The organism is Streptomyces solicavernae, from assembly GCF_029968095.1.
Classification (GTDB): Bacteria; Actinomycetota; Actinomycetes; order Streptomycetales; family Streptomycetaceae; genus Streptomyces; species Streptomyces solicavernae.
Window position 1 is genome coordinate 199,739 of record NZ_JASCIR010000007.1, and the last position, 22,075, is coordinate 221,813.

19 protein-coding genes are annotated in these 22,075 nt (G+C 72.1%); 8 read left to right on the forward strand and 11 right to left on the reverse strand.

The genetic code is table 11. From position 1 onward, the window contains the following. Positions 1-297: 297 nt before the first annotated feature. Complete coding sequence (locus QIS99_RS11665; protein ID WP_282513130.1) at positions 298-1,506, forward strand: amino acid deaminase/aldolase; 1,209 nt, start codon at positions 298-300, stop codon at positions 1,504-1,506. Positions 1,507-1,558: 52 nt separating this feature from the next. Here QIS99_RS11665 and QIS99_RS11670 read toward each other — a convergent pair whose 3' ends face one another. The 4 genes from QIS99_RS11670 to QIS99_RS11685 form a co-directional block, all read right to left on the reverse strand. Continuing rightward, positions 1,559-2,479, reverse strand: coding sequence for a DUF2510 domain-containing protein (locus QIS99_RS11670; RefSeq protein ID WP_349017292.1), 921 nt, complete (start codon positions 2,477-2,479; stop codon positions 1,559-1,561). 96 nt (positions 2,480-2,575) lie between these two features. Further along, positions 2,576-3,358 carry a 3-oxoacyl-ACP reductase gene (locus tag QIS99_RS11675; protein ID WP_282513132.1) on the reverse strand — a complete coding sequence of 261 codons (783 nt, stop codon included), beginning with the start codon at positions 3,356-3,358 and terminating at the stop codon, positions 2,576-2,578. Continuing rightward, entirely contained in the window at positions 3,355-4,728 is a 1,374-nt protein-coding gene (locus tag QIS99_RS11680) for an aldehyde dehydrogenase family protein (protein WP_282513133.1), read from the reverse strand. Before QIS99_RS11680 ends, QIS99_RS11675 begins: the two co-directional genes overlap by 4 nt. A gap of 8 nt (positions 4,729-4,736) precedes the next feature. Further along, a complete protein-coding gene (locus QIS99_RS11685; protein ID WP_282513134.1) occupies positions 4,737-6,113 on the reverse strand; it encodes a glutamine synthetase family protein in 1,377 nt (458 codons plus the stop codon). 77 nt (positions 6,114-6,190) lie between these two features. On the opposite strand from QIS99_RS11685, the gene QIS99_RS11690 reads away from it, so the two are divergent. From QIS99_RS11690 to QIS99_RS11700, 3 genes are all read left to right on the forward strand, one after another. Next, positions 6,191-6,919: a FadR/GntR family transcriptional regulator gene (locus QIS99_RS11690; protein WP_282513136.1), complete on the forward strand. Its 729-nt coding sequence runs from the start codon at positions 6,191-6,193 to the stop codon at positions 6,917-6,919. Between the two features lie 149 nt (positions 6,920-7,068). Beyond that, a complete protein-coding gene (gene eat, locus QIS99_RS11695; RefSeq protein WP_282513137.1) occupies positions 7,069-8,538 on the forward strand; it encodes an ethanolamine permease in 1,470 nt (489 codons plus the stop codon). A gap of 19 nt (positions 8,539-8,557) precedes the next feature. Continuing rightward, positions 8,558-9,253, forward strand: coding sequence for a gamma-glutamyl-gamma-aminobutyrate hydrolase family protein (locus QIS99_RS11700; protein ID WP_282513138.1), 696 nt, complete (start codon positions 8,558-8,560; stop codon positions 9,251-9,253). Here QIS99_RS11700 and QIS99_RS11705 read toward each other — a convergent pair. After that, complete coding sequence (locus tag QIS99_RS11705; protein ID WP_282513139.1) at positions 9,247-10,299, reverse strand: LysR family transcriptional regulator; 1,053 nt, start codon at positions 10,297-10,299, stop codon at positions 9,247-9,249. The two genes, QIS99_RS11700 and QIS99_RS11705, sit on opposite strands and share 7 nt — an antisense overlap. Positions 10,300-10,369: 70 nt before the next feature. Here QIS99_RS11705 and QIS99_RS11710 point away from each other — a divergent pair, with 70 nt between their 5' ends. Next, positions 10,370-11,503: a TDT family transporter gene (locus QIS99_RS11710; RefSeq protein WP_282513140.1), complete on the forward strand. Its 1,134-nt coding sequence runs from the start codon at positions 10,370-10,372 to the stop codon at positions 11,501-11,503. A gap of 103 nt (positions 11,504-11,606) precedes the next feature. Here the strand turns inward: QIS99_RS11710 and QIS99_RS11715 are convergent, their stop codons facing one another. The 6 genes from QIS99_RS11715 to QIS99_RS11740 form a co-directional block, all read right to left on the reverse strand. Continuing rightward, positions 11,607-12,335 carry a helical backbone metal receptor gene (locus QIS99_RS11715; protein ID WP_282513188.1) on the reverse strand — a complete coding sequence of 243 codons (729 nt, stop codon included), beginning with the start codon at positions 12,333-12,335 and terminating at the stop codon, positions 11,607-11,609. Next, complete coding sequence (locus tag QIS99_RS11720; protein WP_408909534.1) at positions 12,335-12,949, reverse strand: helix-turn-helix domain-containing protein; 615 nt, start codon at positions 12,947-12,949, stop codon at positions 12,335-12,337. The genes QIS99_RS11715 and QIS99_RS11720 overlap by 1 nt, the downstream gene beginning before the upstream one ends. A 192-nt stretch (positions 12,950-13,141) precedes the next feature. Further along, on the reverse strand, positions 13,142-15,763 hold the full coding sequence (locus QIS99_RS11725; protein ID WP_282513142.1) for an ABC transporter permease/substrate binding protein: 2,622 nt from the start codon (positions 15,761-15,763) through the stop codon (positions 13,142-13,144). Further along, entirely contained in the window at positions 15,756-16,982 is a 1,227-nt protein-coding gene (locus tag QIS99_RS11730; protein ID WP_282513143.1) for a quaternary amine ABC transporter ATP-binding protein, read from the reverse strand. Before QIS99_RS11730 ends, QIS99_RS11725 begins: the two co-directional genes overlap by 8 nt. Positions 16,983-17,373: 391 nt before the next feature. Continuing rightward, the gene (locus QIS99_RS11735) at positions 17,374-17,844 is read right to left on the reverse strand and encodes an NUDIX hydrolase (RefSeq protein WP_282513144.1); all 471 of its coding nucleotides are present in this window, start codon (positions 17,842-17,844) and stop codon (positions 17,374-17,376) included. Positions 17,845-17,847: 3 nt separating this feature from the next. Further along, positions 17,848-18,591, reverse strand: a complete 744-nt coding sequence (locus QIS99_RS11740) for an XRE family transcriptional regulator (protein ID WP_282513145.1) — start codon at positions 18,589-18,591, stop codon at positions 17,848-17,850. Between the two features lie 483 nt (positions 18,592-19,074). Here QIS99_RS11740 and QIS99_RS11745 point away from each other — a divergent pair, with 483 nt between their 5' ends. The 3 genes from QIS99_RS11745 (at position 19,075) to QIS99_RS11755 (ending at position 22,073) form a co-directional block, all read left to right on the forward strand. Continuing rightward, positions 19,075-20,004 carry a 5'-3' exonuclease gene (locus tag QIS99_RS11745; protein WP_282513146.1) on the forward strand — a complete coding sequence of 310 codons (930 nt, stop codon included), beginning with the start codon at positions 19,075-19,077 and terminating at the stop codon, positions 20,002-20,004. Positions 20,005-20,106: 102 nt separating this feature from the next. Continuing rightward, positions 20,107-20,964 (forward strand): siderophore-interacting protein, encoded by an 858-nt coding sequence (locus QIS99_RS11750; protein WP_282513147.1) that lies wholly within the window; start codon positions 20,107-20,109, stop codon positions 20,962-20,964. A 131-nt stretch (positions 20,965-21,095) separates the two neighbouring features. Beyond that, positions 21,096-22,073, forward strand: a complete 978-nt coding sequence (locus QIS99_RS11755) for an RluA family pseudouridine synthase (RefSeq protein ID WP_282513148.1) — start codon at positions 21,096-21,098, stop codon at positions 22,071-22,073. Positions 22,074-22,075: the final 2 nt, after the last annotated feature.

Sequence of the window (22,075 nt, forward strand, 5' to 3'; positions counted from 1 at the left end):
GGCGAGGAGGGGCACGGGGGGACACCGGCGCGGCGCGCGTCTGTGCTCATGCACCCCCCGTCCTCGAACTCGGGCCCTGCTCGATCCCCACCGGAGACTTCCGCCGGGACAGCCGTCGGAGACTTCCGCCGGAGACAGCCGCCGGAGACAGCCATCGGAGACAGACCCGTTCTTCCCTGCCTGCGCGTCACTCTACGGGCTGATGCAGGTCGGGCGGGAACCCGTCCGAAGGCCACGGGGCGATCTGTCCGGATCATCCCCCTACCGCCGGGTAGAGCAGTCTGGCAGGCTGCGCCCATGACGGCTCTCGCTGCAGATCGCGCCCGTTACGACCGGGCCACCGCCCACCTCGACGCCCCCGTGGCCGTCGTGGACCTGGAGGCGTTCGACGCCAATGCCGCGGACCTCGTGCGCCGCGCGGGCGGCAAGCCGATCCGGGTGGCGAGCAAGTCGGTGCGCTGCCGTGCGCTGCTCGAACGGGCCCTGGCGAAGGACGGGTTCGCGGGCGTCATGTCGTTCACGCTGGCCGAGTCGCTGTGGCTGGCCCGCTCGGGCTTCGATGACGTGCTCCTCGCGTACCCCTCCGCGGACCGTACGGGCTTCGCGGAGCTGACCGCCGACCCGAAGCTGGCCGCGGCGGTCACGGTGATGGTGGACGATCAGGCGCAGCTGCGCCTGATCGACGAGGCGCGCGGCGGCGGCCGCGGGCGTGAAGAGGTGCGCGTCTGCCTGGAGTTGGACACGGCCCTGAAGCTGCTCGGCGGCCGGGTGCGGATCGGCGCGCTCCGCTCGCCGCTGCACTCCCCCGCGCAAGTCGCCGAGTTGGCCCGCGCGGTGGCGCGGAGGCCGGGGTTCCGCCTGGTGGGCGTGATGGCGTACGAGGGGCATGTGGCCGGGGTCGGCGATCTGCTGGCGGGGCGGCCGGTGCGGTCGCGGGCGATCCGGGCGATGCAGGCGGCGGCGCGGCGGGAGCTGGCGGTGCGGCGGGCGGAAGTGGTGCGCGCGGTGCGTGCCGTCGTACCGGATCTGGAGTTCGTGAACGGCGGCGGCACGGGCAGCGTGCAGCACACGGCGGCGGAGGCGGCGGTCACGGAGATCGCGGCGGGCTCGGGGTTCTACGTGCCGCGGCTCTTCGACAACTACACGTCGTTCAGCGGCCGTCCGGCGGCGCTGTTCGCGCAGCCCGTCGTGCGCAGGCCCGGCGTGGGGGTGGTGACGGTGCTCGGCGGCGGCTATCCGGCGTCGGGTGCGGCGGGCCGCGACCGCTCGCCGGTGCCGTACCTGCCTCAGGGGCTGCGGTACGACCCGCAGGAGGGCGCCGGCGAGGTGCAGACGCCGCTGCTCGGCTCGCCCGCGGACGACCTGCTGATCGGCGACAAGGTGTGGTTCCGGCACGCCAAGGCGGGCGAGCTGTGCGAGCGCTTCGAGCAGCTGCACCTGGTCGAGGGCGACCGGGTCACGGCGACGGTGCCGACGTACCGGGGCGAGGGCCGAACGTTCCTGTGACGTCTGACGCCTGACACCTGACGCCTGACACCTGACACCTGACACCTGACACCTAGCGCGTGGAGCGGATCCCGCGGGTGATCTCGTCGATGGCGGAGAGCGGCGGGCCGTCCGGGCCCGCGTCGAAGGCGAAGCGGACGACGATCATGCTGCCCGCGCGGCCCGAGGGAGCCGGGAAGGCCAGCGACTGCACGTAGCCGCCGGGCCCGGACTCGGTGGTGACCCGCCAGCGCACGAAGTGGCCCTCGGCGCCCGCGACCTCGACGCGGCCGGAGTCGACCTCGCGGTGACTCTTCATGCCGTTGTACGGGCGGCGCCCAATGATGTCGCGGTCGTACGCGCGCTCCGCGGCCTCGGCGATGTCCTGCTCGGCGACGCCGCGGGCGGAGGCGCCGCCGTCGACGGTCACGGAGTGGGTGCCGACCCGGCCGGAGTGGCAGAAACCGCTGGTGCCGGGGCAGTCGTACGCGTCCTCGGTGACGGCAGTGGGCACCCGTTCGGCGGGGCGTTCGTCCCGCTTCCAGCCGTCGAGGAGGGGCAGGGATATGCCGTTCAGCTGGTCGACGAGGGTGTCCGGGTCGTCGGCCGGGCTCGCCGTGCCGGGCTCGGGGCTGGGGGAGGCGGGCTCGGTCTCCGGGTCCGTTGAGGGGTGCGGGGCGGATTCGGACGGCGCGGATTCGGACGGGGCGGATTCGGACGGCGCCGGGCCGGGGCCGCCGCCCTCGCCGCCGAGGACGAAGACGCCGGTGACGAGGGAGGCGACGAGCACCAGTCCGGCGGCGCCGAGTGCGACGGCCTTGGACCGGCCCGACGCCTCCCCGGCCGTGGCGGCGGCCTGCGGTGGGGCGGCGGGGACCGCGCCCGGGGCGTCCGCGGCACGGGTGTGCTCGGTCCACCGGGCGCCGTCCCACCAGCGCTCCAGGGACGGTGCCGCAGGGTCCGGGTACCAGCCGGGCGGGGTCGTCATGCTCATCCGCCCACCTTAAGCCGGGCCCGCGCGGCCGGGAGAGAGCCCTCGGGCCCCGTACGAGCAGGGCTTCCCCCCGCCCGTACGGGGCCCTCGGAGGGGCTACAGCGGGGTGACGTACGCGCCCGCGATGCCGCCGTCGACGAGGAAGTCCGTGGCGTTCACGAACGAGGAGTCGTCGCTGGCGAGGAACGCGACCGCCGCGGCGATCTCCTCGGCCTCGGCGAAGCGGCCCACCGGCACGTGCACGAGGCGGCGCTCGGCCCGCTCCGGGTCCTTGGCGAACAGCTCCTGAAGGAGCGGGGTGTTGACCGGGCCCGGGCACAGCGCGTTGACGCGGATGCCCTCGCGGGCGAACTGCACGCCCAGCTCGCGGGACATGGCGAGGACGCCGCCCTTGGACGCGGTGTACGAGATCTGCGAGGTGGCCGCGCCCATCCGCGCCACGAACGACGCGGTGTTGATGATGGAGCCGCGGCGCTGCTCGCGCATGTACGGGATGGCCGCCTTGCAGCACAGGTAGACCGAGGTGAGGTTGACCTCCTGGACGCGCTTCCACGCCTCCAGGCCGGTCTCCAGGATCGAGTCGTCGTCGGGCGGGGAGATGCCGGCGTTGTTGAAGGCGATGTCGACGCTGCCGTACGTGTCGTACGCCGTCTTGAACAGGGCCTCGACCTGCTCGGCGTCGGTGACGTCGACCTGCACGAAGGTGCCGCCGGTCTCCTCGGCTGCGGCCTTGCCGGCGGCCGGGTCGATGTCGGCGCACACCACGTTGGCGCCCTCGGCGGCGAGGCGGCGGGCGGTGGCGAGGCCGATGCCGCTGCCGGCTCCGGTGACGACGGCGGTACGGCCGACGAGGCGGCGGCAGATGTTCTGGTCAGTCACTGTGCGGAACCTTCCGTGCTGATGAAGACGTTCTTGGTCTCGGTGAAGGCGGTGAGCGCGTCGGGGCCCAGCTCGCGGCCGAGGCCGGACTGCTGGTAGCCGCCGAAGGGGGTCCAATAGCGCACGCTGGCATGCGAGTTGACGGAAAGATTGCCCGCGCGGACGGCCTGCGAGACGCGGATCGCGCGCCCCGCGTCCCGGGTCCAGATGGACCCGGAGAGGCCGTACTCGGTGGCGTTGGCGAGCCGCACCGCGTCCGCCTCGTCCTCGAACGGCAGGACCACGGCGACGGGCCCGAAGACCTCCTCGGCGGCGACGGGCGCGGCCGCCTCGACGCCGGTGACGACGGTCGGCGGGAACCAGAAGCCGGGGCCCTGGGGCGCGCTGCCGGTGATCGTGTCCAGGTCCCCGGTGACGTACGACCGCACCCGCTCCAGCTGAACCCTGGAGATCAGCGGGCCCATCTGGGTCTTGGCGTCGCCGGGGTCGCCGACGACGACCGACTCGATCGCGGGGCCGAGCAGTTCCATGAACCTGTCGTACGCGGAGCGCTGCACGAGGATGCGGGTGCGGGCGCAGCAGTCCTGGCCCGCGTTGTCGAGGAAGGACATCGGGGTCGCGGCCGCGGCCGCCTCGACGTCCGCGTCGGCGAAGACGATGTTGGGGCTCTTGCCGCCGAGTTCGAGGGTCACGCGCTTCACGCGGTCCGCGCACTGGGCCATGATCCGCTTGCCGACGCCGGTGGAGCCGGTGAACACGATCTTGGCGACGCCCGGGTGCTCGACGAGCGCGGCGCCCGTGATGTCCCCGGCGCCCGGCAGGACCTGGAAGAGGTGCTCGGGAAGCCCGGATTCCAGGGCGAGTTCGGCCAGGCGCAGGGCGGTGAGCGGGGTGGTCTCGGCGGGCTTGAGGAGGACGGCGTTACCGGCGGCGAGCGCGGGCGCGGTGCCCCAGGCGGCGATCGGCATCGGGAAGTTCCACGGCGCGATGACGCCGACCACGCCGAGAGGTTCGAGGAGGGTGACGTTCAGGCCGCCGGGTACGGGGATCTGGCGGCCGCTGAGACGTTCCACTCCCCCGGCGGCGTAGTCGAGGAGGTCGCGGACGTTGCCCGCCTCCCAGCGGGCGTTGCCGAGGGTGTGGCCGGCCTCGCGGACCTCCAACCGGGCCAGTTCTTCCAGGTGTTCGTCGACCTTGACGGCGAAGCGGCGCAGCGCGCGGGCCCGGTCGGCGGGGGCCAGGGCGGACCACTTCCGCTGGGCCGCGGCGGCCAGGGCGACGGCCTTGTCGACCTCTTGCGCGCCGGTCGCCGGGACGGTGGCGACGAGCTCTTCGGTGGCCGGATTCAGTACGTGGTGCTCGTACGACAACAGGGGCCTCACATGCGTTCGAAGGAGCGGCGCAGCTCCCAGTCGGTCACCGCGGCGTCGAACGCGTCGAGTTCGACCCGCGCCATGTTGCGGTAGTGGGCGACGACCTCGTCGCCGAAGGCGGCCTTGGCGATCGGGCTGTTCTCCCAGAGTTCGGCGGCCTCCCTGAGGGTGGTGGGGACGTGCTCGAAGTCGGCGGTGTAGGCGTTGCCGGGGCAGGCCTCGGGGAGTTCGAGCTTCTGCTCTATGCCGTACAGACCGGCCGCGATCAGGCCCGCGACCGCGAGGTGCGGGTTGACGTCTCCGCCCGGCAGCCGGTTCTCGAACCGCATCGAGCGGCCGTGACCGACGACGCGGAGCGCGCAGGTGCGGTTGTCGTACCCCCAGGCCGCGGCCGTCGGCGCGAAAGAGCCGGGCTGGAAGCGCTTGTACGAGTTGATGTTGGGGGCGTACAGGAGGGAGAAGTCGCGCAGCGCGGCGAGCTGGCCGGCGAGGAAGTGCCGCATGACCGGCGACATCGACTCGGGTCCGTGACCGGCGCCTTCTCCCGGCATGACGTTGGTGCCGTCGGCGTCGGCGAGCGAGAGGTGGATGTGGCAGGAGTTGCCCTCGCGCTCGTTGTACTTGGCCATGAAGGTGAGGGAGACGCCCTCCTGCGCGGCGATCTCCTTCGAGCCGGTCTTGTAGATGGCGTGCTGGTCACAGGTGACCAGGGCCTCGTCGTAGCGGAAGGCGATCTCGTGCTGGCCGGGGTTGCACTCGCCCTTGGCGGACTCGACGGTGAGCCCGGCGCCCGCCATCTCGTTGCGGATGCGGCGCAGCAGGGGCTCCACACGGCCGGTGCCGAGGACGGAGTAGTCGACGTTGTACTGGTTGACGGGGGTCAGGTCCCGGTAGTTCGCGTCCCAGGCCTGCTCGTAGCTGTCCTTGAAGACGATGAACTCCAGCTCGGTGCCGACCTGCGCGGTGTAGCCCAGCTCGGCCAGGCGGTCCAGCTGGCGGCGCAGGATCTGGCGGGGCGCGGCGACCACGGGTGAGCCGTCGCTCCAGGCGAGGTCGGCGATCAGCATCGCGGTGCCCTCGTTCCAGGGGACGCGGCGCAGAGTGCCGAGGTCGGGGACCATCGCGAAGTCGCCGTAGCCGGTCTCCCAGCTGGACATCGCGTAGCCGTCGACGGTGTTCATCTCGGCGTCCACGGCCAGCAGATAGTTGCAGCCCTCCGTGCCGTGCTCCAGGACGTCGTCGAGGAAGAAGCCGGCGGCGAACCGCTTGCCCTGAAGGCGGCCCTGCATGTCCGGGAAGGCCAGGACGACGGTGTCGATCTCGCCGCTCGCGACGAGGGCACGCAGCTCCTCGACGGAAAGCGGCGGTGTGCGGTCTGCCACGGGGGTCTCCTCCTTGGGCGGTCCGGAGGCTTTAAGGTATGCACGAGAACCATTCCTTGGGAAGGGGGAAACGCTCGATGTCCACGACCGAGGGAGCAGAGCGGCTGCCGCAGGTCCTGCGCCCGGTGCGCGCGGGCAACGGCTTCGAGGAGGCGCTTGAGCAGATCCTCCAGGTGGTCCGGCTCGGGCTCGTACCGGCGGGCGAACGGCTGCCCGCGGAGCGGGAGTTGGCGGACCAGCTCGGCATCAGCCGGGTCACGCTGCGCGAGGTGCTCAAGGTGCTGCAGGACCAGGGCCTGGTGGAGAGCCGGCGCGGGCGGTACGGCGGCACGTTCGTACTCCCCCGGGAAGGCGGCGCGGGCGGCGAGGACGAGCTGCGGCGGCGCCTGCGCGGCGTGGACCTGGAGGACGTGCTGCGGTTCCGCGAGGTCCTGGAGACCGGGGCGGCGGAGCTGTGCGCGGCCGGAGGTCTGGGCAAGGAGCAGGAGGACCGCCTCCTGGACGCGCTCGCCGCCACACAGGACGCCCCGCTCGCGGAGTACCGGCGCCTCGACACCCTCTTCCACCTCACACTGGCCGAGCTGTCCGGCTCGCCGACGCTGGCCGGGCAGTACGCGGCGGTCCGGGCCACGGTGAACGACCTGCTCGACTGCATCCCGCTGCTCGTCCGCAACCTGGAGCACTCGCAGCAGCAGCACGCGACGCTGGTGGCGGCGGTGCTCGACCGCGACGCGGGGACTGCGCGGCGGGTCATGCGGGAGCACTGCTGCGGCACGGCGGCGCTGCTGCGGGGGTTTCTGGCGTAAGTGCGCCGGGCGTGCGGTACGGGCGGTTCGGGCGAACACAGCCGCCCGACCCACTCGTAACCCGAAAGTGACGCAGAGGTCTTGCGCTCCCCGGAACGCACCGCAAAGGTATGGAGCCATTCCATTGGCGAATGCGGGGAGCCCCTGCCATGACGGACGAACGCACCACCGCCCCACCCGGCCACACCACCGCCCCACCCGGCCGCGCCGCCGGAGACGACTACCTGGAGCGCCGAGCGCTGCGCCGCGGCAGCGCCGGCTGGCTGCTGCTCACCGGCCTCGGCGTCGCGTACGTCGTCTCCGGCGACTTCTCCGGCTGGAACTTCGGCCTCGCGGAAGGCGGCTTCGGCGGCCTCGCCATCGCCACGGTCCTCATGGGCGTGATGTACACGTGCATGGTGTTCTCGCTCGCCGAGCTGTCCTCGATCCTGCCGACCGCCGGCGGCGGCTACGGCTTCGCGCGCCGCGCCCTCGGCCCCTGGGGCGGCTTCCTCACCGGCACGGCGATCCTCATCGAGTACGTGCTCGCCCCGGCCGCCATCTCCCTCTTCATCGGCGACTACGTCGAATCCCTCGGCCTGTTCGGCCTGGAGTCGGGGTGGCCGCTGACCCTCGCCTGCTTCCTGATCTTCATCGGAATCCACCTGTGGGGCGTCGGCGAGGCACTGCGGTTCAGCTTCGTGGTGACCGGGATCGCGGTGGCCGCGCTGCTCGTCTTCGCCGTGGGCGCGTTCACGGAGTTCGACGCGTCGGGCCTGAACGACATCAAGGTGGACCCCGAGGCCTTCGGCGCCAACTCCTGGCTGCCGTACGGGATCCTGGGCATCTGGGCGGCGTTCCCGTTCGGCATGTGGTTCTTCCTCGGCGTCGAGGGCGTACCACTGGCCGCCGAGGAGACCCGGGACCCGGCGCGCACGCTGCCGAAGGCGATCCGCTGGTCGATGCTGATCCTGGTCTGCCTCGCCCTGCTCACCTTCTTCGCCGCCGCCGGCGCGCGCGGCTCCGCCGCCATCCAGTCGGCAGGCAACCCGCTGGTCGAGGCGCTGCAGCCGGGCGGCGAGCCGACGACGCTCAGCCGGATCGTCAACTACGCGGGCCTGGCCGGCCTGGTGGCGTCGTTCTTCTCCCTGATCTACGCGGGCTCGCGCCAGCTCTTCGCGCTCTCCCGGGCCGGCTACCTGCCCAAGTTCCTCTCCCTGACCAGCCGCCGCAAGGCCCCCTACCTGGGCCTTCTGGTGCCGGGCGCGATCGGCTTCGCCCTCGCCGCGTCGAGCGGCAACGGCGCGCGCATGCTGAACGTCGCGGTCTTCGGCGCCACCATCTCGTACGCCCTGATGGCCCTCTCGCACATCGTCCTGCGCCGCCGCGAGCCGCACCTCGACCGCCCCTATCGCACCCCCGGCGGCGTCCTCACCTCCTCGGTCGCCCTTGTCCTGGCCTGCGCGGCGCTGGTGGCGACGTTCCTGGTCGACGTGACGGCGGCGTTCATCGCGCTCGGGGTGTACGTGGTGGCCATCGCGTACTTCGGCTTCTACAGCCGCAAACACCTGGTCGCGCAGGCGCCGGAGGAGGAGTTCGCGGCCCTCGCGGCGGCCGAGGCAGAGTTGGAACGGAACTAGTGTCGAAGGAGTACGCGTCGTGACCAGGCCATTGATCGGGGTCAGCACCTATCTGGAGGCAGGCGCGCGCTGGGGCGCGTGGGAGCTGGACGCGGCGCTGCTGCCGGCCGGCTACCCGCGCCTGGTGCAGTCGGCGGGCGGCATCGCCGCGATGCTGCCGCCGGACGACCCGGCGCACGCGCGGTCGGCCGTCGCCCGCCTGGACGGACTGGTGATCGCGGGCGGCCCGGATGTGGAGCCCGTACGGTACGGCGCCGAGCCCGAGGAGCGCACCGGGCCGCCGGACCGCGACCGCGACGCCTGGGAACTCGCCCTGATCGAGGCCGCGTTGGCCTCCGGCACCCCGCTGCTCGGCATCTGCCGCGGCATGCAGCTCCTCAACGTGGCCGTCGGCGGCACCCTCGTCCAGCACCTGGAGGGCCACGCCGCGCAGCAGGGCGTCTTCGGCAGCCACCCGGTGAAGCCGGTGCCGGGCACGCGGTACGCCTCGATCGTGCCGGACGAGGACCACGTACCGACGTACCACCACCAGGCCGTCGACCGCCTCGGCCGGAACCTGCTGGCCTCGGCGCACGCGGCGGACGGCACCGTGGAGGCCGTCGAACTGCCCGGTGCCCCCTGGGTGCTGGGGGTGCAGTGGCATCCGGAGATGGGGGTGGATCTGCGGGTGATGCAGGCGCTGGTGGAGGCCGCGGGCACGCCTGGGGCTCACTGAGCCCGACGCGTCAGCGACAGCAGATCCCGCCCCGGCCCCGCCGGCCGCTGCCCCGACCGCCACACCGCGCGCAGCGCCCGCCGCAGATCGACGCCCTCGACCGGGATCTGGATGAGCCGGTGCGCGGCCAGCTCCTCCGCGACGGCCAGTTCGCTGAGCACCCCCGGACCCGCGCCGCTGGCGACGGCCGCCTTGAGGGCGGTGGTCGAGGTGAGTTCGAGGAGCGGCGCGGCCAGTCCGCCGTGCCCGGCGAGCGCCGCGTCCAGGACCTCCCGGGTGCCGGAGCCCTCCTCCCGCAGGATCAGCGCGGTGGCGGCGAGTTCGGCCGGGGCCAGCGGTGCGCGCCGCCTGGCCCACGCGTGGTCGGGGCCGACGACCACGACGAGCCGGTCCCGGGCGACGACCGCGCCGCGCAGGCCGCGCGGCGCGGTGAGCCCCTCGACGAAACCGAGGTCGGCCTCGTCGGCGAGCAGCCGCTCCACGACGGCCGCGGAGTTGCCGGAGAGCAGCGACACCGCGGTGTCCGGCCGCTCCCGGCGCAGCGCGATCAGCCAGCCGGGCAGCAGATACTCGGCGACCGTCATGCTCGCCGCGACCCGCAGCCGGGAGTCGCGCCGGTCCCGCAGCGCCTGCGCGCCCGCGTCGAAGGCCTCCGCGGCCTCCACGATCCGGCGCGCCCAGTCGGTGACGAGCACCCCCGCGCCGGTGAGCCGCGAGCCGCGCGGCGAGCGCTCCACCAGGCCGACGCCCAACTGCCGTTCCATCGCCCGGACCCGGTTGCTCGCGGCGGGCTGGCTGATGCCGAGCTCCGCGGCCGCGCGGCCCAGGCTGCCGAGCCGGGCGACGGCGAGGAGCAGCTGCAGCGCGCCGAGTTCGGGCACCCGGTGGGCGAGATGCGCGTCCCCCGCGGAGTGCCCCGCAGAATCCGCCGCGGAGTCCGCCCCGAACCCCGCTCCGGCTCCCGCAAGGCCCCCCGCAACAGCTCCCGTACCGCCCTCCGCCCCGGACTCCGTACCCCGCACCGCACCGTCCCGCCTGTCGCTCATAACGCCAGCTTATGCCCTCATAGCCACATACCCCCTGGTGAGGGCATGACCACGGAGCGACGCTGAGGCCATGGCAAGCTACGCGCACCCGCAGCACCTTCCCGCCCCCGCGCTCGCGGCGGACCGCAGGACCAGCTCCCCGCTGCGGCATCTCGGCCCCAACTGGTACGCCGCCGTCATGGGCACCGCGATCGTCGCCTCGGCCGGGGCGGCGCTGCCCGCACCGGTGCCGCACGGCTTCGCCGTCGCCGTGTGGGCGCTGTCCGCGCTGCTGCTCGCCGCCCTGCTGGTGGCCCGCGCCGGGCACTGGCTGCACCACCGGGACCAGGCCAGGGCGCATCTGCTCGACCCGGCGGTCGCCCCGTTCTACGGCTGCCTGTCGATGGCGCTGCTCGCGGTGGGCGGCGGCACGCTCACGCTCGGCGGCGGCGTCATCGGGGAGCGCGCGGCGGTCGCCGTCGACCTGGTGCTGTTCGCGGCCGGTACGGCGGTCGGCCTGGTCGCGGCGGCCGCGATCCCGTATCTGATGGTGACCCGGCACCAGGTCGACGCGGGCAGCGCTTCGCCGGTGTGGCTGCTGCCGGTGGTGGCGCCGATGGTGTCCGCCGCGCAGGGCCCGCTGCTCCTCCCGCACCTCCCGGCCGGCCAGTGGCAGGAGGCGATGCTGCTCGGCAGCTACGCGCTGTTCGGCCTGAGCCTGCTCGCCACACTCCTGATGCTGCCGCTGATCTTCGGCCGGCTCGTGGTGCACGGCCCGCTGCCGCTCGCCCTGACCCCGGCCCTGTTCCTGGTCCTCGGCCCGCTCGGCCAGTCCACGACCGCCGTCAACTCCCTGGCCGACGTGGCCCCGACCGCCATCGGCGGCCCGTACGCGGGCGCCTTCGAGGCCTTCGCGGTGGTGTACGGGGTGCCGGTGCTCGGCTTCGCCCTGCTGTGGCTGGCCCTCGCGCTCGCCCTGGTGGTGCGCGCCGCGCGCGGCGGGCTGCGCTTCTCCATGACGTGGTGGGGCTTCACGTTCCCGGTCGGCACCTGCGTCACGGGCGCCGCGGGCCTTGCCCGGCACACGGGCCTCGCGGCGTACGACTGGCTGGCGACGGCACTGTACGTCTTCCTGGTCGCCGCCTGGGCCGTGGCCGCGCTCGGGACGCTGCGGGGCCTCATGGCGGGCCGCCTGCTGACGGCGCCCGCACCGGCGCGCACGTGACGCGCCCGCGCGCATGCACGCGCCCGCGCACGTGACGCGCTCAGCACCGTGACGCGCCCGCGCCCGCGCCCGCGCCCGCGACGCGCCCCCGCGCGTGATGCGCTCAGCGCGCGGCCCGCAACCGCCAACCGAGCCCGGCCGCCGCGTCCACCAACGACGGCCCGTACCACGTCAGTTGGCGCCCGTCGACCAGCGCGGCCGGCAGCCCCGGGAACGCCTCCGGGCCGTCCTCGGCCGTGAAGCGGTACGGCTCGTCCGGGAGCACCACCAGGTCCGCGCCGGACGCCCGCAGCTCGTCCAGCGGGACGCGCGGGTAGCGCTCCGCGTGTCCGCCGTGGACGTTGCTGACGCCGAGCCGGGCCAGCAGGTCACCGGCGAAGGTGTCGCTCCCCAGGACCATCCACGGGCGGCGCCAGATCGGCACGACGGCGCGCACGTCGGGCAGGGCGGGCGGCGCGCGCCAGGCGTCCTCGGCCTCGTCCAGCCAGCCGGGCCGGGGCAGTCCGCAGCCGCGCACCAGCACCCGGTCCAGCTCGCGCAGCGCCGACGGCAGGTCGCGGATCTCGGTCACCAGCACGTCGAGCCCGGCGGCGCGCAGGGCGGCCAGGTCCGGGGCGCGGTTCTCCTCCTCGTTGGCGATCACCAGGTCGGGGGCGAGGCGGACGATGCCCGGCACGTCGGGGTTCTTCGTACCTCCGATGCGTACGACGCCGGCCGCGTCCAGGTCCGCTGGGTGGCTGCACCAGTCGGTGGCCCCGACGAGCAGACCGGGCGCGCTGTGGGCCACCGCCTCGGTGAGGGACGGCACGAGCGAGACGACCCGGCGCGGGATCACTCCCGCTCGGCCTTGACGTGCTCGCCCACGGCGACGACCAGGACCCGCGTCTCGGGCACCGCCGCCCGCCACCGGTGCCGCACGCCGCCGGACAGGAACATCGAGTCGCCGCGCGCGAGCCGGTACGCCCGGCCCTCCGCCTCGACCTCGACGGCGCCCTCGACGACGTACATCAGCTCGTCGTTGCGGTGCTGGAACTCGCGGCCCGCGTCGTGGTCGCCGATGAACTCCAGGGCGTGCAGCTGGTGGTGGCCGTGCACGAGGCGGCGCGTGCTCGGCACCGGCCGCCCGGCCCCGGACTCCGGGTCCGAGTCCGTGTCCGAGTCCGTGTCCGTGTCCGGCTGCAACTGCGACTCCGACTCGGCGCGGACCACCTCCACCGTGCGCGCCGCGTCGGCGGCCGAGAGGAGTTCGACGGCGGTGGTGCCGAGGGCGTCCGCCACCCGCTCCAGGGACGTACGGCTCGGGCGGGCCCGCTCGTTCTCGATCTGGCTGAGGAACGGCACCGACAGTCCGCTGCGCCCCGACACGGCGGCGAGCGTGAGGCTCAGCGCGCGGCGGCGGCGCCGGATGGCCACGCCGACCCGCGCGGATTCCTTGTCGTCCATGATCCGGCCCCCCTCTGGCGCTTCGGTCCGATCGTGTGCTGAGCAAACCCTATGCAAGCAGCGCGCCCCGCGCCCTGCCAACCGTGCTGCTGCTCCCCGCGCACGCCCCTCTCCCGCGAAAACCCCGAGGGGTGGGCCCCGCCGCAGGTCGTACGACCTGGGGAGACCCACCCCTCGGGGTGCTGCGGCCGTCGGTTACCCGATCGGCGCCATCCGGTCGACCATGCCCGGGTGGTCCTTCATCCACGCTTCGACGGCCGCTTCCTCCTGGCCCTTGCCGCGCTTCTTGATCTCGTTCTCCAGGCTGGCGAGCTCTTCCTCGCTCATCTTGAAGTTCTTCAGCCACTTGGAGAGCTGCGGGTACTGCTTCGGGAAGTTCTTGTTGGCGATGTTGTAGAGCTTGTCGCCCTCGCCGAACAGGCCCTTGCCGTCCTTCAGCTTGGTCAGCTCGTACTCGCTGTACGCCCAGTGCGGCGTCCACAGCAGCACGGCGACCGGCTCCTTCTTCGCGTACGCGCGCTTGAGCTCGGCCAGCATCGCCGGGGTGGAGCCCTTGACGAGCTGGTACTCCTTGTCGAGGCCGTAGCCCGGAAGGATCTTGTCCTTCATCTTGGTCATGATCCCGGCGCCCGGCTCGATGCCGATGATCTTGCCGTTGAACTCGTCGGCGCGGCCCTTGAGGTCCTCGATGGACTTCACGCCCTTGACGTACGAGGGGACCGCGATCTCCAGCGATGTCGGGCTGTACCAGGAGCCGAGCTTGACCAGGTCGTTCTTGTGCTTGTCCCAGTACTGCTTCTGCGTGGTCGGCAGCCAGGCGTCGAAGTTGACGTCCAGGGAGCCCGTGGAGAGACCGGCGAAGACCGGGCCGACGTCGGACTGCTTCAGGTTCAGCGTGTAGCCGCGCTTCTCCAGGACGTTCTTCCAGAGGTACGTCACGGCGACGTCCTCGTCCCACGGGAACCAGGCCACGTTGACCGGACGCGCGGCCTCGCCCTTGCCGCCCTCGGTGGGCGCCTTCTTCTGGACGGGGGCGAGCTTGTCGACCAGGCCCGGGTTCTTCTTCAGCCAGCCGCGGACGGCCTCCTGCTGCTTGCCCTTGCCGGCCTTGTTGATCTCCGACTCAAGGCTGGTGAGCTGCTTCTCGGTGAGCTTGAAGTCCTTCAGCCACTTGGCGACCTCGGGGTTCTCGGCCGCGAAGCCCTTGCGCGCCACGGTGTGCACCTGGTCACCCTCGCCCCAGGCGCCCTTCGGGTCCTTCAGCTTCTTCAGGTCGAAGTCGCTGTAGGCCCAGTGCGGCGACCACAGGGTGGTGACGATCGGCTCCTTCTTGGCGTACGCGCGCTTCAGCTCGGCCAGCATCGCGGGCGTCGAGCCGTCGACGACCTTGAACTCGCCTTCCAGGCCGTACTCCTTGAGCACCTTGTCCTTGAGCAGCTTCATCATGCCGGCGCTGGGCTCGATGCCGATGATCTTGCCGTCGAACTTGTCGCCCTGGCCCTTGAGGTCCGCGAGCGAGTCGATGCCCTTCACATACGAGGGCACGGTGAGCTCCAGGGAGGTCGGGCCGTACCAGTCGCCCAGGTCCTCCAGCTTGGAGCCGTACTTCTTCCAGTACTCCGCGTGCGTGGTGGGCAGCCAGGCGTCGGTCTGGAAGTCCAGCTGGCCCTGCGCGAGGGAGGTGTAGAGGGGGCCCGCTTCGAGCTGCTTGACCTCGGGCTTGAAGCCGCGCTGCTCCAGGATCTCCTTCCAGAGGAAGGTGGAGGCGACGCCCTCGTCCCACGGGATGTAGCCCATGGAGATCTTCTTGCCCTGGCCGACGTTGGTGCCGTCGCCGGCCGCCTCGGTGTCGGCCTTGCCCATGAAGTTCAGGCCGCCGGCCACGAGGGCGAGGATCACGACGCCGACCACCGCGAACGCGGGGCGCGGACGGTAGCTCCAGATCTTCAGGCCCTGCACGGCGCGCACCTTGGCGGCGGCGCGACGGCCGAGCGGCGAGACCTGGGTGCCGAGCGAGCCGGTGATGCGGTCCAGGTAGATGGCGAGGATGACGATGGAGACACCGGCCTCGGCGCCGAGGCCCACGTCGAGCTGGCCGATGGCCTGGTTGACGTCACCGCCGAGGCCGCCGGTGCCGACCATGCCCGCGATCGCGGTCATGGACAGGCCCAGCATGATGACCTGGTTGACGCCCGCCATGATCGTCGGCAGGGCCAGCGGGAGCTGGACGCGGAGCAGCGTGTTGCGCGGCGTGGTGCCGAACGCCTCGGCCGCCTCGACCAGTTCCTTGTCGACCTGCCGGATGCCCAGCTCCGTCATGCGGACGCCGGGGGCCAGGGCGAAGATCAGGGTGGCGATGATGCCCGCGGGCGCGCCCAGGCCGAAGAACAGGATGGCCGGGATCAGGTAGATCATCGCGGGCAGCGTCTGCATGAAGTCCAGGACGGGCCGGACGATCCCGCTGACGGTGCTGGAGCGCGCCGCCCAGATGCCGAGCGGCACCGAGACGACGAGCGCGATGATCGTGGCGACGAGCACCAGGGACAACGTGATCATCGCGTTGGCCCAGAGGCCCATCGAGACGATCAGCCCGAAGCCCGCGAAGCTCAGCACACCGGCGAGCAGTCCGCGCAGCCAGAACGCGAGCACCGCGAGGATACCGACGAGCAGCAGCGGCTCGGGCGCGGAGAGGACGGCGACGATGCCGTCGTAGAGGCCGGTGACGACCGCCTTGATGGCGTCGAACAGCCAGCTCATGTTGTTGAGGAGCCAGTTGACTCCGCTGTTGACCCAGTCTCCGAGGGGGACCCTAGGCATTCGTGGCCACCTCCTCGGCGTCGTTGGCCTCGTCTTCGTCGGGCTTCACGCCCTCGGCGGCCTTGGCGTCCGCGTCGGGCTTCGCGTCCTGCTTGGTGAGCGTGAGCGCCTCGTCCCGCTGGTGCGGTACGGCGGGCTCCACGGCGTCGCCCTCCACGGCGTCGCCCTCCACGGCGGCGTTCTCCACCGCGGCGTTCTCCTCGCCGAGCGCGGTGAGCAGGCGCGTACGCGAGACCTGGCCGACGAGCTCGCCCGCGGCGTCGGCCACGGCGACAGGGGCGTCGGCGGCTGCGCACAGCGAGAACAGCTCGACGAGCGGCGTGTCCTTGCCGACCGTCGCGGGCGCGGCGGCGCGCACGGCGTCCGCGGCCCCCTCGACCGGCTCCATGACGGCACCGGCGGTGAGCACGCGGGAGCGGTCCACGTCCTGGATGAAGGACGCGACGTAGTCGCTGGCGGGGCGCACGAGGATGTCCTCGGAGCTGCCGGTCTGCACGATCCGGCCGTCCCGCATGACCGCGATCTGGTCGCCGAGACGCATCGCCTCGTTGAGGTCGTGGGTGATGAAGACGATCGTCTTCTTCAGGGTCTTCTGCAGCTCCAGGAGCTGGTCCTGCATGTCGCGCCGGATCAGCGGGTCGAGCGCGCTGAACGACTCGTCCATGAGCAGCAGGTCGGCGTCGGTGGCGAGCGCGCGGGCCAGGCCGACGCGCTGCTGCATACCGCCGGACAGCTCGTCGGGCCAGGACTTCTCCCAGCCCTCCAGGCCGCACAGGCGCAGCGACTCGGTGGCCCGCTCCTCGCGCTCGCTCCGGCTGACGCCCTGCACTTCGAGGCCGTACGCGGCGTTCTCCAGGACGCTGCGGTGCGGGAAGAGGGCGAAGTGCTGGAAGACCATGCTGATCTTCTTCGAGCGGACCTCGCGCAGCTTGCGCGGGCTGAGGTGCGTGATGTCCTCACCGTCGAAGAGCACCCGGCCGGCGGTCGGTTCGAGCAGTCCGTTGAGCATGCGCAGCAGCGTGGACTTGCCGGATCCGGACAGACCCATGACGACGAAGATCTGGCCCGGCTCGACGGTGAACGAAGCGTCGATCACCGCGGCGGTGGTGCCGTCGGCGCGGAGCTCGTCGCGGTCGGTACCGCTTTCGAGCCTGCGGACCGCGTCGTCGGGTCGTCTGCCGAACACCTTGTAGAGGTGCTCGGCCTGCAGCCTGGACATAAAGCCTCTCGGTTCGTACGTGAGACGGCCCGCCTCCCCCGCCGGCGGGCCGTGGAGCGACGCGGAATCCTCCCGCTCACCGTTTCAAACGGACTAGTTGAATCCGTCAATCGGTTCGCTCCGGGTTCGCGCCTGCCCTGGACCCATCCGCCTGAAACGCAAGAGTGTTCCAGCTCACAGCCCTGGATGTTCATCCACTGTTTCCGCGTACGGCCGGACACGGGACGTAATCGCCTCGGTGTGAGGGAACCGTGACGGGGCCGTGACGGGGCGGCGTCTACGCCGGGTCATCGGATACGCACGGATCTCGAAGGTTTTCACGCCCCGGCGTGGCCCGATATCGGAGCCGCGACCGGGGCGTTCTCTGCATTCACACGTTCGGCGTTCGGCGTCACCCCAGGTACGGCGTCGACCGACCTTCGAGGAAGTGCCCGATCCGAAGCCGCTGGGTGTGGTGCATCGGCAGCGCATCCACTTCGCCGGGAGCGACGAACCGGACCTCGGTGCTTTCATCCGAGATGGCCAACAAGCCGCCCACGATCCGCGCCATGAAGCACACGTTGAACTGTCGGCGCACCTCGCCGTCCGTGTACGCGATGACGTGGCGCGGGTCGGTGTACGTACCGACAAGCCCGGTGATCTCGACGACCAGACCGGTCTCTTCGCGGACCTCGCGCACGGCGCACCCTGGCAGCGAGTCGGTCATGTCCATACCGCCGCCCGGCAACGCCCACAAGCCGTTGTCGGAGCGCCGTTGCAGCAGGATGCGGCCCGTGTCATCGGTCACGACGGCCGACGCCGCCACGACCATGCTGTTCGGCTCTGGAGCTTCGGGGTCGTTGAAGTACTCGGTACGTGCCATCGCTCAATCCTGCTGCACCGGCGTGGCCTTGTCCCACACGGCTTCGAAGCTGTCCGCGTACGCGTCGAACATGCCGCCGCTCGCGTTGCGGCGGAGGTGCCATACGGGCGCGCCGTACGCGTTCACGCCGAACACGTGAGTGTTGACCAACACCTGATCGTCGGCGCGGTACAGCGAGTTGTAGAGCGTCGTGCCATGCGTGCGCAGCTCGATCCCCGGCGTGCCGAGCAAGGGCCGGTAGTGCATCAGCGCCAAGCGGCAGCGCGATTCGATGCCGTGGCCGAACCGCTCCTCCTCGCCGCGCTGCCTGACGTTCTCGCTGTCGGCGTCTCCGATGGCGATGCGAACGGCGCACCCTTCGGCGGCCCGCTCGCGGATCAGGTCGTTCAGACGGGGATACGCCTCGTGCAGGAACACCGCCGCGTACACCAACACGTCGATGCATTCCTGCGCTTGGGCGAACAGGTCCACGTACGTCGACGCGGGGAGGTCCGCCCGCTGCTCGTACAGGGCGACCAACTCCGGACTGACCGCCCTTGCCGCGCGGGCCTGCCGAAGCGCTGGCCAGAGCGCATACACATCTTCCCCTAGGATCTCGGCGGCTTGAAGTGCCGTCACGCGCCGGGGAGTTCGCCCGAGGTTGACCCATCGTTCAACGCTCTTCGGATCAACACCCGCCTTCTCGGCGAGCGTTGCATGCGTCCAGCCCCCGGACGCCATGAGGGCCCGTAAGCGCTCGTTCGGCATGGTCAGCGTCTCCCCGCACTCCGGACGTTGTTAGGGACGTTTTACCGCACGCGGGACGTCCCGGAGTGGGAAACGTACGCGGTTCCACCGTCCCGGTGGTCCGGCCGAACATCGGTCCATGACCAGGACGAAGGACATCCACCCCGGCAACTACGAGTACCTGACGTATGCGCCACAGGGGCACCGATGCACGACATGCCAACGGCCGATCGGGCCGTTGGAGCTCACCCGGCGATACTCCGTCGGCCGCCCGTCCGGCTCTCCGGTCGTCGAGTACCGGCACGCGCCCCGGTGCCCGAAGAGGCCGTGACCCATGGCGGTATCAAGGCAGGACATCGGACGGACCGACGGGACGACTCGGGGAGGGCCACAGGTACGCGACCATCGGCGAAGACGCGCACGGGACGACGGAACGGCATCCCACGCCTGGATGGATGCCGGGGCGTTCGGCGTCCATGGGACGAGCAGTGCGATCCTGTCGGCATGACAACCCGCCCTCCCAAGTGTCTGTTGCTCGACACCGCTTCCCTGTACTTCCGGGCGTACTTCGGCGTCCCGGAATCCGTGAAGGCCCCGGACGGCACGCCGGTGAACGCCGTGCGCGGGCTGCTCGAATTCATCACGCGCCTGGTCCTCGACCACCACCCCGACGAGCTGGTGGCCTGCATGGACGCGGACTGGCGCCCGCAGTGGCGGGTGGACCTCATCCCCTCGTACAAGGCGCATCGCGTCGCGGAGGAGGTGCCCGGGGGTGCCGACGAGGAGGAGATCCCCGACACCCTCTCGCCGCAGGTGCCGATCATCGAGGACTTCCTGGACGCCCTCGGCATCACCCGCATCGGCGCCCCGGGGTACGAGGCGGACGACGTGATCGGCACGCTCGCCGCCCGCGCCACGGGCCCGGTCGACATCGTCACCGGCGACCGCGACCTCTACCAGCTGGTCGACGACAAGCGCGGGATCCGCGTCCTGTACCCGCTCAAGGGCGTCGGCACGCTCCAGGTCACCGACGAGGCGTGGCTGCGCGAGAAGTACGCGGTGGACGGCTCCGGCTATGTCGACCTGGCGCTGCTGCGCGGCGACCCGAGCGACGGCCTGCCCGGCGTCCCCGGCATCGGCGAGAAGACCGCAGCCAAGCTGCTCGCCCAGTTCGGCGACCTCGCCGGGATCATGGCCGCCGTCGACGACCCGAAGTCGAAGCTCACGCCCTCGCAGCGCAAGCGCCTGGACGAGTCCCGGCCGTACGTCGCGGTGGCGCCGAAGGTCGTCCGCGTCGCCACGGACGTCCCGGTCCCGGACGTTCCGCTCACCCTGCCCCGCGAGCCGCGCGACCCGGCGGCGCTCGACGAGCTGGCCACCCGCTGGGGCCTGACGGGTCCGGTGAAGCGGCTGCTTCTGATCCTCGAAGGGTGAGACCTCTGAACCTCGAAGGATCCTCGAAGGGGGAGGCCTCCTCCGGACCGAGGTGTTAACTTAGGCTTACCTAAGCGATACTTCTCTGGTCAGGAGGCCTCCGTGGCAGAACGTCCGGCCCGCACAGCGCCGAAGGCCCACCTCGCGGAGGTGGTCCGTACCGAGCGGCTCACCCCGCACATGCAGCGGGTGGTGCTCGGCGGCCCCGGCCTCGACCGGTTCGAGGCGGGCACGCACACCGACCACTACATCAAGCTGCTGTTCCCGGCCCCGGGCGTGACCTACCCCGAGCCGTTCGACATCCAGCGGATCCGCGCGGACTTTCCGCGCGACCAGTGGCCGGTGACGCGCACGTACACGGTGCGCGCCTGGAACCCCGAACTCCGCGAGCTGACCGTGGACTTCGTGGTCCACGGCGACGAGGGCCTGGCAGGGCCGTGGTCCGCCGCGGCGCGTCCGGGCGACCGGGTCCGCTTCCTGGGCCCGGGCGGCGGGTACGCGCCGGACGCCGCCGCGGGCTGGCACCTCCTGGCCGGCGACGAGTCGGCGCTGCCCGCGATCGCCGCGTCCCTGGAGCGGATCCCGGCGGGCGCACCGGTGCACGCCTTCGTCGAGGTGGCCGGTTCGGAGGAGGAGCAGGACGTGGTCTCCCCCGGCGGCGCCCGGATCACCTGGCTGCACCGCGGCTCCCGCCCGGTCGGCCAGGCCCTGGTCGAAATGGTCACGGGCCTCGACTTCCCGGCCGGTGACGTCCAGGCGTTCGTGCACGGCGAGGCGGGCTTCGTGAAGGAGCTCCGCCGCCACCTCCGCCTGGACCGCGAGATCCCCCGCGAGCGCCTCTCCATCTCCGGCTACTGGCGCCTCGGCCACAACGAGGAGGGCTGGCAGTCCGCCAAGCGCGACTGGAACGCCCAGGTGGAGGCGGAGCAGGAATCCCCGGTCGGCGCGAACGCAGCCTGACCGAACCGCCACCCCTACGACGCCCCGCACGGCCCCGGATCCCCACCGGGGCCGCGCCGCCTCCGGGCACGCACGGGGTCCCGTACGACCGCGCCCCTCCACCGCGGCCCCGCCCCCGTACCCTGGCCCCCGTGCCCCGACGCAAGCCCCGTATCCCCGACTCGCCCCTCGATCAGCGTGACGGGATCGACCCGGTGCATCTGCGGCTGCCCGTCGACGGGTCCTGGGCGACCGTGCGGGATCATCTGGTGGACCGGCTTCCGGTCGACGCCGGCGTGGTCGACGCGCTGCTCGCCGCCGGTGAAGTGGCGGGCGTGGACGGCCCGTTGAGCGGCGACAGCCCGTACGCCCCCGGCGCACACGTCTGGTTCCACCGGCCGCTCGCCCCCGAGCCGCGCGTGCCGTTCCCGCTCCGGGTGCTGTACCGCGACACGCATCTGCTCGTCGTCGACAAACCGCACTTCCTCGCGACCACCCCGCGCGGCAGCCACATCACCGAGACCGCCCTGGCCCGGCTGCGCCGCGAGCTCGACCTGCCGCGGCTCTCCCCGGCCCACCGCCTGGACCGGCTCACCGCCGGCCTCGTCCTGTTCACGCTGCGCCCCGCCGACCGCGGCGCGTACCAGGGGCTGTTCGCCGACAAGCGGGTGCACAAGGAGTACGAGGCGATCGCCCCGTACGACCCTGCGCTTGAGCTGCCCCGGACCGTACGCAGCCGGATCGTGAAGGACCGCGGGATCATCGCCGCGTACGAGGCTCCGGGCGAGCCCAACAGCGAGAGCCGGATCGAGCTGCTCGACCACCGCACGCACGGCCCCGGCACCGAGGCCGCCCCGCTCGCCCGCTACCGCCTGCTCCCCCGCACCGGCCGCACCCACCAGCTGCGGGTGCACATGAACGCGCTCGGTGTGCCGATCCTCGGCGACCCGGTGTACCCGCGCCTCACCGACCCCGCGCCCGACGACTACTCCCGGCCGCTGCAACTCCTCGCCCGCACCCTGGAGTTCACCGACCCGCTGACCGGCCGCGCGCACCGCTTCGAGAGCGAGCGCACGCTGCAGGCGTGGACGGACCACGAGGGCTGGGCGTCCGGGGGCGCCACGCGCTGAAC